The organism is Geodermatophilus sp. URMC 62 (genome assembly GCF_052931475.1).
In genome coordinates this window covers 2,358,122-2,370,352 of the sequence record NZ_JBRFHY010000001.1, presented here as the reverse complement: position 1 = coordinate 2,370,352, position 12,231 = coordinate 2,358,122, and the positions used below count along the sequence as shown (strand labels likewise).

Here is a 12,231-nt window from a genome sequence, read left to right as displayed (position 1 = left end):
GCACTCAGCGGCCGGCGCGCTCGTCGAGGACCAGCGCGCCGAGGGCGAGCGCGCCCCAGGCCCAGGCGGAGGCGGCGACCAGGCCCCCTGTCCCCCGGCCGGACAGCGCCGGGGGGAACACGACCGCGTCGGTCCAGTCGCACAGCGCCCGCGCCGTGGTCGCGAGGCGCCGCGGCCGGCCGGGTGGCGCCAGGGCCAGGGCCAGGCCGCTGACGGCGTCCCGGGCGCCGAGTGCGCGGACCAGCGCGCGGGTGTCGGCGGTGTCGGCGAGCCGGGCGGGTCCGATGAGGACCCCGGGCGCCACGAGCAGCGCCGCCGAGAAGGCGGTCGTGGCCGCCCCGACGAGGGAGGTCAGCGAGGGCACCCGCTCAACCAACCAGCCCGGCCGCGGTGCCCGCCACCCGTCCGGCGGGCGGGACCGCGGCGGTCAGCGCCGGGCGGCGGCCGCGGCGTAGAGCGCGATGCCCGCGGCGACGCTGACGTTGAGCGACTCGGTGTCGCGGGCGATGGGGATGCGCAGGACGACGTCGCAGCGCTCGCGGACCAGCCGCGACAGCCCCGTGCCCTCCGCGCCGACCACGAGCGCCAGCGGGTCGGCGAAGCCGTCGAAGTCGTGCAGGTCGGTGTCGCCGTCCCCGGCCAGGCCCACGGTCATCAGGCCGGCGTCCTGGTAGGAGGCCAGCGCCCGGGCCAGGTTGACCGCACGGGCGACGGGCAGCCGGGCCGCCGCGCCCGCGCTGGTGCGCCACGCCGAGGCGGTCATGCCGACGGCGCGCCGCTGCGGGACGACGACGCCGTGCGCGGCGAACGCGGCCGCCGAGCGGACGACGGCGCCGAGGTTGCGCGGGTCGGTGACGCCGTCCATGGCCACCACCAGCGGCGGGCGGCCGGAGTCGCGGGCGACGTCGAGCAGGTCGTCGGGGTGCGCGTACTCGTAGGGCGGGACCTGCAGGCCGATGCCCTGGTGCAGCGCGCCGTTCGACATCCGGTCGAACTCGGCCTTCCCCACCTCCAGCAGCGGCAGGCCGCGGTCGGCGGCCAGCTGCACCGCCTCGGCGACCCGCTCGTCGGTGCGGGCGCTGTCGCCGGTGACGACGTAGAGCGCGGTCGCGGGGATCTGCGCCCGCAGCGCCTCGACCACCGGGTTGCGGCCCAGCAGCAGCTCCGGCGCCTCGTCGGCACGCTGCCGGCTGCGGTCGCGCTCGGTGCGGCGGCGGGCGTCGGCCTGCGCCCGGCGCTGGGCCGGGTGACCCGTGCGCTTCTCCGCCGGCGGGGTGGCCCCGCGGCCGGCCAGCGAGCGGCGGTTCTTGCCGCCGGTGCCGGCGGTGGCGGTCTTCTTGCCGGCGCCGCTGGTGCGGCCGCGGCGCTGGCTGTTGCCGGCCATCAGCGGGTCAGCTCCCATCGGGGTCCCTGGGGGGTGTCCTCGACCTGCACGCCGAGGGCGGTGAGCTGGTCGCGCAGCGCGTCGGCCGCCGCGTAGTCCTTGCGCGCCCGGGCCGCCTGCCGCTGCTCCAGCGCCAGCCGGACCAGCCCGTCGGTCACCTCGGCCAGCCGGTCGCGCGCGCCTCCGCCGGCCCACTGGGGGTCGAGCGGGTCCAGGCCCAGGACGGCCAGCATCGCCCGCACCGAGCCCAGCGCCGCGGCGACGGCGGCGTCGTCGCCGGCGGCCAGCGCGGTGTTGCCCTCGCGCACCGTCTCGTGCACCACGGCGACGGCGGCGGGCGTGCCGAGGTCGTCGTCCATCGCGTCGCGGAAGGCCTTGGGCAGGTCGGCCTCCTGCTCGGCGCCCACCCGCTCGGCGGCCCGCTGCACGAACGACTCGATCCGCCGGTAGGCCGCGCCCGCCTCGGCCAGGGCGGCGTCGGTGAACTCGATCGTCGACCGGTAGTGCGGGGCCACCAGGTAGTAGCGCAGCTCCACCGGCCGCACCCGCTGCACCACCTCCTCGACCAGCGCGGTGTTGCCCAGCGACTTGCTCATCTTCTCGCCGCCGAGGGTCACCCAGCCGTTGTGCAGCCAGTACCGCGCGAACCCGTCGCCGGCCGCGCGCGACTGGGCCTGCTCGTTCTCGTGGTGCGGGAAGCGCAGGTCCAGCCCGCCGCCGTGCAGGTCGAAGTCCGGGCCCAGGTAGCGCCCGGCCATGGCCGAGCACTCGATGTGCCAGCCGGGCCGGCCGCGGCCCCACGGCGTCGGCCAGGCGGCGGTGTCGGGCTCCCCGGGCTTGTGCGCCTTCCACAGCGCGAAGTCGCGGGGGTCGCGCTTGCGCTCGTCGGTGTCGGTGTCGGCGGCCGGCTCGAGGTCCTCGAGCCGCTGGTTGGTGAGCGCGCCGTACTCGGGGAACGAGCGGACGTCGAAGTAGACGTCGCCGTCGACGGCGTAGGCGTGGCCGCGGTCGACCAGCCGCGCGATGAGCTCGACCATGTCGGGCACGTGCCCGGTCGCGCGCGGCTCGTAGGTGGGCGGCAGCACGCCGAGGACGTCATAGGCGTGGGTGACCGCGAGCTCGTAGCGGTAGGCCCAGGCCCACCACGGGACGCCGTTCTCGGCGGCCTTGGTGAGGATCTTGTCCTCGATGTCGGTCACGTTGCGCACGTAGGTGACCTCGAGCCCACCGGCGGTCAGCCAGCGGCGCAGCACGTCGAACACCAGCGCGGACCGCACGTGGCCGACGTGGGGTGGGCCCTGCGGGGTGAGTCCGCAGACGTACACGGAGGCCTGTCCCGCACGCAGGGGCGTGAAGTCGCGGACCGCGCGGGCGGCCGTGTCGTACAGGCGGAGGCTCACCGCGCGGAGTCTACGGACCCCGCCCGGACCACCAGCGCGGTCGCGACGGCCGCCCGCCCCTCCCCGCGCCCGACCAGCCCGAGCCCGTCGGTGGTGGTGGCGGTGACGCTCACCGGGGCGCCCAGGGCGGCCGACAGCGCCGCCTCGGCCTCGGCCCGCCGCGGACCGAGCTTCGGCGTCGGCGCGACCAGCTGCACGGCGGCGTTGCCGACCCGCCACCCGGCGGCGGCCAGGGTCTCCCGGACGTGCTCGAGGACGGCGACGCCGCGGGCGCCGGCCCAGCGCGGGTCGTCGGTGCCCAGCAGCCCGCCGATGTCGCCGAGCCCGGCGGCGGAGAGGACGGCGTCGGTGAGCGCGTGCGCGGCGACGTCGCCGTCGGAGTGGCCGGCGCACCCGTCGGCGCCGGGCCACGCCAGCCCGGCCAGCCAGCACGTGCGGCCGGCCTCGACGGGGTGGACGTCGACGCCGAGGCCGACGCGGGGCAGGTCGCTCACCGGGCCACCAGCAGCTCGGCCAGCGCGAGGTCGTGCGGCACGGTCACCTTCGCGGCGCGCTCGTCGCCGGCCACCGTGCGCACGGGGATGCCGACGGCGCGGACCACGGCGGCGTCGTCGGTGAGCTCGGCGCCGCCGGGCAGCGCGTCGTAGGCCTCGACGAGCACACGGCGGGCGAAGCCCTGAGGGGTCTGCACCCGGCGCAGCGGCGCCCGCGGGACGGCGTCGGTGACGGTGCCGGCCTCGTCGACCACCACCGTGGTGTCGACGACCGGTAGCACCGGGACGACGGCGGGCGCGCCGGACCGCAGCGCGTCGAGCACCCGGGTGACGACGGCGGGCGGGGTCAGCGGCCGGGCGGCGTCGTGCACGAGGAGGGCCGTCGCCTCGCCGGAGACCCTGGCCAGGGCGGCGCGGACCGAGGCGGTGCGGGTGACGCCGCCCTCGACGAGGCGGACCCCGCCGGGCAGGACGGCGGCGAAGGCATCGTGGTCGGCGGTCGGGACGGCGACGAGCACCTCGTCGACCCCGCCGTCGAGCAGGGTCTGCACCGACCAGGCGACCAGCGGCCGGCCGGCGAGCGGGACCAGCGCCTTGGGGCGGTCGGCCCCCAGACGCAGACCACTCCCGGCCGCAGCGACGATGCCGACAGCGGACACGGGAGTGGTCGGGGTGGTGCGGGGTGCCGAGGCGGAGCTCAGCTGGCGAGGACCTCGTCGAGCAGGACCTCGGCCTTGTCCTCGTTGGTGCCCTCGGCGAGCGCGAGCTCGCTGACCAGGATCTGGCGGGCCTTGGACAGCATCCGCTTCTCGCCGGCGGACAGGCCACGGTCCTTGTCGCGGCGCCACAGGTCGCGGACGACCTCGGCCACCTTGTTCACGTCACCGGAGGCCAGCTTCTCGAGGTTGGCCTTGTAGCGGCGCGACCAGTTGGTCGGCTCCTCGGTGTGCGGGGCGCGCAGGACCTCGAAGACCCGGTTGAGCCCGTCCTGCCCCACGACGTCGCGCACGCCGACGATCTCTGCGTTGTCGGCCGGCACGCGCACGGTCAGGTCGCCCTGGGCGACCTTCAGCACGAGGTAGGCCTTCTCTTCACCCTTGATGGTCCGCGTCTCGATCGCCTCGATGAGAGCGGCCCCGTGGTGCGGGTAGACGACGGTCTCGCCGACAGTGAAGCCCATGTGTGTGTGACCCCTTTCGCTGACCTCAGGTTAGCACGGCAGACTGACGTCCGGACAGAGCCGTCATCTCATAAGCGCAGGTCAGAGGCCTGGTGAACTACCCGGGAGGGGTTGACAGAGCGTGGTCGGTGTGCGTGCGCACCGCTCGCGGACGCCGTCCGTCGGGGCCCTCGTCCGCGCCACGCACGCCCCGCCGGCGGTCGCCGTGACCGTCGTCGCGATCCTGCTGGCCGTGGCCGCGCAGCTGCCGGCCGGACGGGTGGCGCTCGTGGGTGCGGCCGTCCTCGCAGGTCAGGCGTCCATCGGGTGGAGCAACGACTGGCTCGACGCCGACCGCGACCGCGCCGTCGCGCGGGCGGACAAGCCGGTGGTGCAGGGCGCGGTGGACCCGCGCGTGCTGCGGACGGCGGCGCTCGCCGCGGCCGCCGCGGCCGTCGTCCTCTCGCTGCTGCTCGGCTGGGTCCCGGGGTCGCTGCTGCTGGTCCTGGTGGCCAGCGGGTGGGCCTACAACGCCGGCCTCAAGCGGACGGCGGCCTCCGGACTGCCCTACCTGACCGGGTTCGGCGCGCTGCCGGCCGGGGTGGTGGCCGCCGCGCCCGGCGCGCCGCCGGCGCCGTGGTGGCTGCCGGCCGCGGGTGCCGCGCTGGGCGCCGCGGCGCACCTGGCGAACGTCGCGCCGGACCTCGAGGAGGACCTGGCCACCGGGGTCCGGGGGCTGCCGCACCGGCTGGGCGCGCGGGTCTCGGCGGCCGCGGGGGCGCTGCTGCTCGGCGCGGCGTCGCTGGTGCTGGTGCTCGGCCTGGACGGGCCACCGGCGTGGTGGGGCTGGGCCGGGCTGGTGCTCGCGGCGCCGGCGGTCGCCGTGGCCGCGCTCGCCGGGACGGCCCGGTTCCGCCGGCTGGCGTTCCCGGCGGTGATGGTCCTGACCGTCCTGGACGTGGTGCTGCTGGTGGCCGGCGGGGCCGCGCTCACCTGAGCGCGGCCCCGCCCTGGCTCACCTGCGGCCGTTGCCGTTGCCGTTGCCGTTCCCGCCACCATTGCCCTGGCCGCCATCGGGTGCGGCGGGCACGGGGGCCGGAGCCGGCGCAGGAGCCGCCTCCTGGGTCACCTGCTGCTCGGCAGGCGCCTCGACCGGTGCCAGGGTGGCGGCGCCGTTGCGGGCGGTCTGCCGCGCGTCGTTGCGCTCGTGGGCCTCGCGGCTGACGTCCTGACCATTCACCCAGCCGTTGCGCGCGCCCTCGCTGACCCAGTCGCCGTGGGACTGTCCCGGCTGCGGGCCGATCTCCCACGCCTCCTGGGTCAGCTCAGGTACGGGCACCACGTCGTCGGGCACCTCGGCGATCTCCTCGCCGGTGGCGCCGTCGTTCGTGGCGCCGTCGTTCGTGGTGCCGTCGCCCTCGGCGCCGTCGCTCCCTGCGCCGCCGCCCTCGGCGCCGTCGCTCTCCTCGGTGTCGTTCCCCGCGATCGTGTCGTCGTCGGTGACCGCGGTGTCGTCGGTGGCGCCGGGCTCGACCTCGTCGACGGTGACCTCGTCGGTCGGCTGCTGGTCGACGGTGCCGGTGTCGCCAGGCTGGACGACGGCGGTCCCGTCGTCCTGGCCGGGCAGCATCTCGGCGCTGGCGGCGGCGCCGGTCAGGGCGACGGCGACGACGCCGGTCGCAGCGGCGGCCTTGGCGGCGATGCCCGCGGCGGCGAGCTTGGCGGTGAGAGTGCTGAGGATCATGCGGGGTCTCTTCCGTGAGGCCCGGGCGGGGTGCCCGGCCGTCCGCGTGGACGGTTCCGATGTGTCGGTGAGCAGACCGGTCGCCAGCAGCTCGGCCAGGGCCGCGTTCGGCCGCCCGGGCGTGGCGGCGCCGGCCCGGACCGCGTCGGTGAACGCGGTCAGGTGCGCGGCGCCCTCGGGTACGGGACGGCCGGCGAGGCAGGCCGCGAAGGCCGCCTCGTCGGTCCGGGCGTCGGCTGGAGTGGTCATCTCGCTCCTGTCATCGCCGGGCGGGCCGGGAGGGGTGCGCCCGACTCCTCGGTCGTCCCATCCGTCCCACCCGTCCGGGGGGTGCCGGCCGGCTCGAGGTCGGCGCGCAACCGGCGCAGCCCCCGCCGCTGCAGCGCCTTGACCGAGCCCACCGAACGGCCCATCACCTCGGCGACCTGCTCGACGGTCAGGTCGGCCAGCACGCGCAGCAGCAGGACCGAGCGCTGGTCCTCCGGGAGGCCCGCGCACATCCGGTGCACGGTCTCGGTGCCCAGCCGGATCAGGACGTCGTCCTCCACGTCGCCGCCGGGGGTCTCCGGCGGCGCGGCACCGTCGTCGGCCAGTTGCGGCCGGCGGCTGCGCCGGCGCCAGTCGTCGACCAGCCGGCGGTGGGCGATGGTGAACACCCAGGAGCGCAGCGCGTCCTCGTCCCCCGTGAAGCCCCCGAGGCCGCGGAAGACCGCGAGGAAGGTCTCGCTGGCCAGGTCGTCGGGGTCGAGCGCCCCGTGCAGCCGCAGGTACCCGGTGACCGCCGGGGACAGGTCCCGGTAGAGCACCTCGAAGGCCCACGCGGCGCCCGCCTGGGCCGCCGCGAGGACGTCGTCGAGGACCGAACCGCTCGCCACCCGCACCTCCTGCCGTTCCCCCTGTGCGGGAGTGGCATCGGCAGGAGCGGGCCCGGACTGGACCGCCCGTCACCCGGACGGGCGGCGGGCTCAGGGGGCGGCGGTGCCCCGGGCGGCCTCCTGCTCGACGACCAGCGGGAGGTCCTTCAGCCGGTCGAGGCCCTGCAGCGGGCGGCGCATCCGCTGGTTGCCGGCCAGCCGCTCGCGGTTGCGGTCGAGGAAGGCCCAGTAGCCGGCGGTGTAGGGGCAGGCGTCGTCCCCGAGGCGTTGCCGGGGGTCGTAGGGGCACCCGCCGCAGTAGTCGCTCATCCGGTCGATGTAGGCCCCGCCGGCGGCGTAGGGCTTGGTGGCCAGTGCCCCGCCGTCGGCGTGCTGGCTCATGCCGACGACGTTGGCCACCATCACCCAGTCGTAGCCGTCGACGAAGGTGCGGTGGAACCAGTCGGTCATCGCCAGCGGGTCGATGCCGCGCTGCAGGGCGTAGTTGCCGAGCACCATCAGCCGCGGGATGTGGTGCACCCAGCCGTCGCGGCGCAGGTCGCCCAGGACGTCGGACAGGCAGGCCGCGTCGACGGCGCCGTCGTCGAGCTCGGCCATCCAGTCCGGCACCGGCTCGGTCGCCCGGAGCGCGTTGGCGTGCCGGTAGTGCCGGCCGAAGTGCCAGTAGGTGTGCCAGATGTAGTCGCGCCAGCCCATGACCTGCCGGACGAAGCCCTCGACGCTGTTGAGCGGCAGCGGGTCGCCGTCGGCGGCGCGTGCCCGGGCGACGTCCTCGGCGGCGTGCACCACCTCCAGCGGGTCCAGCAGCCCGAGGTTCATCGCCGGGGAGAGCAGCGAGTGGGCCAGCCAGCGCTCGCCGGCGAGCATCGCGTCCTCGTGCGGGCCGAAGACGCCCAGCCGCTGCGTGAGGAAGTCGTGCAGCCGGGTGCGCGCCTCCTCGCGGGTGACGGGGAACAGCCGCGGGCCGTCGTCCCCGACGAAGGAGACGTCGCCGTCGGCCTCCCAGCGGTCGAGGTCGGCGCGCACCTGCTCGTCGATCTCGTCCTCGGCCGGCCACCACGGCTCCGGCGCCGGCGACCGGCCGTCGCGGGGTGCGGGCTCGCGGTTCTCCTGGTCGTAGTTCCACCGCCCGCCCACCGGCTCGACGCCGTCCATGAGCACGCCGAGCCGGCGGCGGGCGTCGCGGTAGAAGTCCTCCATCAGCAGCCGGCGCCCGCCGCGCCCCTCGGCCCAGCGGGCGAACTCGTCCTGGCTGCTGACGAACCCGCGCGCGGCGAGCACCCGCAGCCCGCGCCGGCGCAGCACGTAGTCGCGGCTGCTCCACGTGGTGGGCGCGCAGACCGACAGCGGCTCGTCGTACCGGTCGAGCGCCTCGGCGTACGTGGTGACCTGGTGCAGGTGCGCCTGCTCGCCCAGCTCGGCGGCCCGGTGGCGCAGCGCGGACAGCACCAGGTGCGCCTTCTGCCGGTGGAAGCGACGGCGCGCGAACACGGCCTTCGACTCGATCAGCAGCACCGGCTGGTCGGGCGCGTCGAGGAAGTGCGCGCCGAGCTGGTCGGCGAAGGTCCACCGCCGGGTGCCCGGGGACCGCTCGGGGAAGTCGGCCAGGGCAGGGTCGCGCTCCTCGGCGCCGCTGCCGGATCCGGGACGCCCCATCCGCCTCACCTCCCGGCGGACATCGTGGGCGGACCGTTAGGCTCGGCGCGACTCGGGCCATCGAACTCACGGTGGCCGGCCTGTGTCCTCCTGGAGGTCGACCGCTGTGAACCGCGCGCTGCGCGCCACCGTCGTGGGTGTCCTCGTCCTCAGCCCGGTCACGCTCGGCGCCTGCAGCGCCGGCCAGGTCTCGCAGACCGGCACCCAGGACCGCGACAAGGTCGGTCCCCAGGCGCAGGTGGAGGACATCCTGCTCCGCCAGGTCCAGCTCGCCTACCCCGAGGGAGGGCGGTACGAGGAGGGCGACGACGCCGAGCTGATCGTCACGATCGTCAACTCCTCCGAGCGGGACGACACCCTGACCGGGATCGAGGGCGAGGGCTTCTCGGGGCTGCAGGTCGCGGCCACCGGGCCCACGCCGTCCCCGTCCTCCCCTGCCGGCAACCAGCCGACGGCCACCCCGACGCCCGGCAGCACCGGCGCCACGCCGGGGACGACGTCGGGCGCCACCCCCGCCACGCCCACCGGCGCCGCGGCGACGACCGCCTCCCCCAGCGCGAGCTCGCGGCTGGCCCTGGACATCCCGGCCCAGACCGCCCTCTACATCGGACGGGAGGACGGCGCGACGATCACGCTGCAGGACCTCGCCGAGCCGCTCACCCCGGGGCAGGACCTGACGCTGACGTTCAGCTTCGAGCAGGCCGGCGACATCACCACGCAGGTGGTCGTGGCCGGTCCCCAGGAGGAGCTCGAGCGGGGGGAGCCCTTCTCGTTCGACACCGAGGAGGAGTCCGACGAGCCCAACACCGAGGGGGAGTGACGCGGCGCTGAGCCGCTCCTCCGGCTGACCGCGGACGGGTCGCCGCGACCTCCCCGGGACCGTCGGTGCCCGCGGTTACCGTCCAGGCATGCCCCCGTCCGGAGTGAAGGCCGCGCGCCCCGCCCACCGCTGCACCGAGTGCGGCTTCACCTCGGCCAAGTGGATGGGCAAGTGCCCCGAGTGCCAGGCCTGGGGCACCCTGCAGGAGGTCGGGCCGGCCGCCCCGGCGCTGCGCTCGGTCGCCGCCGGCCCGGTCACCGCCCCGGCCCGGCCCATCGCGCAGGTGGAGCTGACCGGCGCCCGCGCCGTCCCCACCGGCATCCCCGAGTTCGACCGGGTGCTCGGCGGCGGCCTGGTCCCCGGCGCGGTGGTGCTCGTCGCCGGCGAGCCCGGGGTGGGCAAGTCCACGCTGCTGCTCGAGGTCGCCCACCGGGTCGCGGCGAGCAACGGCCCGACGCTGGTCGTCTCGGGCGAGGAGTCCGCGGCCCAGGTGCGGCTGCGCGCCGAGCGCATCGACGCCCTGCACGACCGGCTGTACCTGGCCGCCGAGACCGAGCTGTCGGCCGTGCTCGCCCACGTCGAGCAGGTGGCGCCCTCGCTGCTGGTCCTCGACAGCGTCCAGACGGTCCGCTCCCCCGCGGTCGACGGCACCGACGGCGGCGCCACCCAGGTGCGCGCGGTGGCCACCGCGCTGACCGCCGTCGCCAAGTCCCGCGGGATGACGACCATCCTCGTCGGGCACGTCACCAAGGACGGCGCGATCGCCGGCCCGCGGGCGCTCGAGCACCTCGTCGACGTCGTCGTCTCCTTCGACGGCGAGCGCCACTCCACGCTGCGGCTGGTGCGCGCCACCAAGAACCGGTTCGGCCCGGCCGACGAGATCGGCTGTTTCGAGATCGGCGACGGCGGCGTCGTGGGCGTCCCCGACCCCTCACACCTGTTCGTCTCCCGCCGCACGGCCGCGGTGCCCGGCAGCTGCGTCACCGTCACCCTGGAGGGCAGCCGGCCACTGCTGGCCGAGGTGCAGGCGCTGGTCGCCACCAGCGCGGGGGGCGGCTCGCCCCGGCGGGCGGTCAGCGGCCTGGACTCCCAGCGGGTCGCCATGGTCAACGCCGTCGTCGAGCGGCGCGGCGGGGTCCGGCTGGCCGACGCCGACGTGTTCGCCGCCTCGGTCGGCGGGGTGAAGATCGCCGAGCCCGCGGCCGACCTGGCCCTGGCCCTGGCCATCGCCTCGGCGTCGCGGGACACCCCGCTGCCCGAGGGCATGATCGCGCTGGGTGAGGTCGGGCTCTCCGGGGAGATCCGCCGGGTCGGCGGCACCGGCCGGCGGCTGGCCGAGGCCGCCCGCCAGGGCTACCGGCTGGCCCTCGTGCCGCCCGACGCCGGTCCCGCGCCCAAGGGCATGCGGCTGATGGAGGTCCCCGACCTGGGCGCGGCGCTGTCCGGGCTGTTCCCCGGCTGACGTCGGCCGTCCCGGGGACGGCCTCGCCGGAGGTCCTCGGGGACCGTTGCCCACCGCACCCTCCTCGCGACCGGCCGGGAGGCGTGCCACGTAGACTCGGTTCCCGCACCACGTCGACGTCAGGAGCGCCCGTGCCCCCCGCTGTGGACTCCGAGGTCGCCCTCCGCGAGCTCCTCGGCCGCATCGCCCCGGGGACCGCGCTGCGCGACGGTCTCGAGCGGATCCTGGCCGGGCGCACCGGAGCGCTGATCGTCCTGGGCTACGACCGGGTCGTGGAGTCCATCTGCACCGGCGGCTTCGCCCTCGACGTCGCCCTGTCGGCCACCCGGCTGCGGGAGCTGGCCAAGATGGACGGCGCGGTCATCCTCTCCTCCGACGGGCTGCGCATCGTCCGGGCCGGCGTGCACCTGATGCCCGACCCGACGGTGCCCACCGAGGAGTCGGGCACCCGGCACCGCACCGCCGAGCGGGTGGCCGTGCAGACCGGGTTCCCGGTCATCTCGGTCAGCCAGTCGATGCACATCATCAGCGTCTACGTGGCCGGCCGCCGCTACACCCTCGAGCACCCGACGACGATCCTCGCCCGCGCCAACCAGGCCCTCGCGGCGCTGGAGCGCTACAAGCTGCGCCTCGACGAGGTGGCCAGCACGCTGTCGGCCCTGGAGATCGAGGACCTGGTCACGGTCCGCGACGCGATGAGCGTCAGCCAGCGGCTGGAGATGGTGCGGCGGATCGCCGACGAGATCGAGGGCTTCGTCGTCGAGCTCGGCACCGACGGCCGGCTGCTGGCCCTGCAGCTCGACGAGATGCTGGCCGGTGTCGAGGAGGACCGCGCGCTGCTGGTCCGCGACTACCTGCCCGGCGGCGTCGGACGGCGGCCGCGCAGCATCGAGCAGGTCCTCACCGACCTGCGGGCGCTGTCGGCCACCGAGCTGCTCGACCTGTCCGCCGTCGCACGCTGCTACGGGCTGCCCACCTCGGCCGAGGCGTTGGACTCCCCCGTCAGCCCCCGGGGCTTCCGGCTGCTGGCCCGCGTGCCGCGCCTGCCGGCCGGGATCATCGACCGGCTGGTCGACCACTTCGGCGGCCTGCAGAAGCTCCTGGCAGCCACCATCGAGGACCTGCTGGCCGTCGAGGGCGTCGGCGAGGCCCGCGCCCGCGGCATCCGCGAGGGGCTGTCCCGGCTCGCCGAGACCTCGATCCTCGACCGCTACAGCTGAGCGGCCGCCCTGCTCGG

At 76.2% G+C, this 12,231-nt stretch carries 13 protein-coding genes; 4 read left to right on the top strand and 9 right to left on the bottom strand.

Annotated features, from left to right (window positions below; translation table 11 throughout):
• Positions 1-4 precede the first annotated feature (4 nt).
• From ACU616_RS11390 to ACU616_RS11365, 6 genes are all read right to left on the bottom strand, one after another.
• Positions 5-364 carry a hypothetical protein gene (locus ACU616_RS11390; protein WP_446758572.1) on the bottom strand — a complete coding sequence of 120 codons (360 nt, stop codon included), beginning with the start codon at positions 362-364 and terminating at the stop codon, positions 5-7.
• Between the two features lie 63 nt (positions 365-427).
• Positions 428-1,402 carry a 23S rRNA (guanosine(2251)-2'-O)-methyltransferase RlmB gene (gene rlmB, locus ACU616_RS11385; RefSeq protein ID WP_446758571.1) on the bottom strand — a complete coding sequence of 325 codons (975 nt, stop codon included), beginning with the start codon at positions 1,400-1,402 and terminating at the stop codon, positions 428-430.
• Positions 1,384-2,784, bottom strand: coding sequence for a cysteine--tRNA ligase (gene cysS, locus ACU616_RS11380; protein WP_446758570.1), 1,401 nt, complete (start codon positions 2,782-2,784; stop codon positions 1,384-1,386). The genes rlmB and cysS overlap by 19 nt, the downstream gene beginning before the upstream one ends.
• Entirely contained in the window at positions 2,781-3,278 is a 498-nt protein-coding gene (gene ispF, locus ACU616_RS11375; protein WP_446758569.1) for a 2-C-methyl-D-erythritol 2,4-cyclodiphosphate synthase, read from the bottom strand. Before ispF ends, cysS begins: the two co-directional genes overlap by 4 nt.
• A complete protein-coding gene (gene ispD / locus ACU616_RS11370) occupies positions 3,275-3,937 on the bottom strand; it encodes a 2-C-methyl-D-erythritol 4-phosphate cytidylyltransferase (RefSeq protein ID WP_446758568.1) in 663 nt (220 codons plus the stop codon). Before ispD ends, ispF begins: the two co-directional genes overlap by 4 nt.
• A 38-nt stretch (positions 3,938-3,975) precedes the next feature.
• Positions 3,976-4,458, bottom strand: coding sequence for a CarD family transcriptional regulator (locus tag ACU616_RS11365; protein WP_091373028.1), 483 nt, complete (start codon positions 4,456-4,458; stop codon positions 3,976-3,978).
• A 130-nt stretch (positions 4,459-4,588) separates the two neighbouring features.
• On the opposite strand from ACU616_RS11365, the gene ACU616_RS11360 reads away from it, so the two are divergent.
• Positions 4,589-5,434: a UbiA family prenyltransferase gene (locus ACU616_RS11360; protein WP_446758567.1), complete on the top strand. Its 846-nt coding sequence runs from the start codon at positions 4,589-4,591 to the stop codon at positions 5,432-5,434.
• Positions 5,435-5,452: 18 nt separating this feature from the next.
• Here the strand turns inward: ACU616_RS11360 and ACU616_RS11355 are convergent, their stop codons facing one another.
• The 3 genes from ACU616_RS11355 to ACU616_RS11345 form a co-directional block, all read right to left on the bottom strand.
• The gene (locus tag ACU616_RS11355; RefSeq protein ID WP_446758566.1) at positions 5,453-6,430 is read right to left on the bottom strand and encodes a hypothetical protein; all 978 of its coding nucleotides are present in this window, start codon (positions 6,428-6,430) and stop codon (positions 5,453-5,455) included.
• Positions 6,427-7,056 (bottom strand): RNA polymerase sigma factor, encoded by a 630-nt coding sequence (locus ACU616_RS11350; protein ID WP_446758565.1) that lies wholly within the window; start codon positions 7,054-7,056, stop codon positions 6,427-6,429. The genes ACU616_RS11355 and ACU616_RS11350 overlap by 4 nt, the downstream gene beginning before the upstream one ends.
• 90 nt (positions 7,057-7,146) lie before the next feature.
• Positions 7,147-8,712, bottom strand: a complete 1,566-nt coding sequence (locus tag ACU616_RS11345) for a cryptochrome/photolyase family protein (protein ID WP_446758564.1) — start codon at positions 8,710-8,712, stop codon at positions 7,147-7,149.
• 106 nt (positions 8,713-8,818) lie between these two features.
• Between ACU616_RS11345 and ACU616_RS11340 the strand changes: the two genes are divergently transcribed.
• From ACU616_RS11340 to disA, 3 genes are all read left to right on the top strand, one after another.
• Positions 8,819-9,532, top strand: coding sequence for a hypothetical protein (locus tag ACU616_RS11340; RefSeq protein WP_446758563.1), 714 nt, complete (start codon positions 8,819-8,821; stop codon positions 9,530-9,532).
• A gap of 88 nt (positions 9,533-9,620) precedes the next feature.
• Positions 9,621-10,994, top strand: a complete 1,374-nt coding sequence (gene radA / locus ACU616_RS11335; RefSeq protein ID WP_446758562.1) for a DNA repair protein RadA — start codon at positions 9,621-9,623, stop codon at positions 10,992-10,994.
• Between the two features lie 131 nt (positions 10,995-11,125).
• Positions 11,126-12,214, top strand: coding sequence for a DNA integrity scanning diadenylate cyclase DisA (disA, locus tag ACU616_RS11330; RefSeq protein ID WP_446758561.1), 1,089 nt, complete (start codon positions 11,126-11,128; stop codon positions 12,212-12,214).
• The last annotated feature ends 17 nt before the right edge of the window (positions 12,215-12,231 follow it).

Excerpts from the sequence above, each read along its gene's own strand:
- rlmB (WP_446758571.1), bottom strand. The coding sequence starts at position 1,402 with ATGGGAGCTGACCCGCTGATGGCCGGCAACAGCCAGCGCCGCGGCCGC.
- ACU616_RS11365 (WP_091373028.1), bottom strand. The coding sequence starts at position 4,458 with ATGGGCTTCACTGTCGGCGAGACCGTCGTCTACCCGCACCACGGGGCC.
- ACU616_RS11355 (WP_446758566.1), bottom strand. The coding sequence starts at position 6,430 with ATGACCACTCCAGCCGACGCCCGGACCGACGAGGCGGCCTTCGCGGCC.
- ACU616_RS11345 (WP_446758564.1), bottom strand. The coding sequence starts at position 8,712 with ATGGGGCGTCCCGGATCCGGCAGCGGCGCCGAGGAGCGCGACCCTGCC.
- radA (WP_446758562.1), top strand. The coding sequence starts at position 9,621 with ATGCCCCCGTCCGGAGTGAAGGCCGCGCGCCCCGCCCACCGCTGCACC.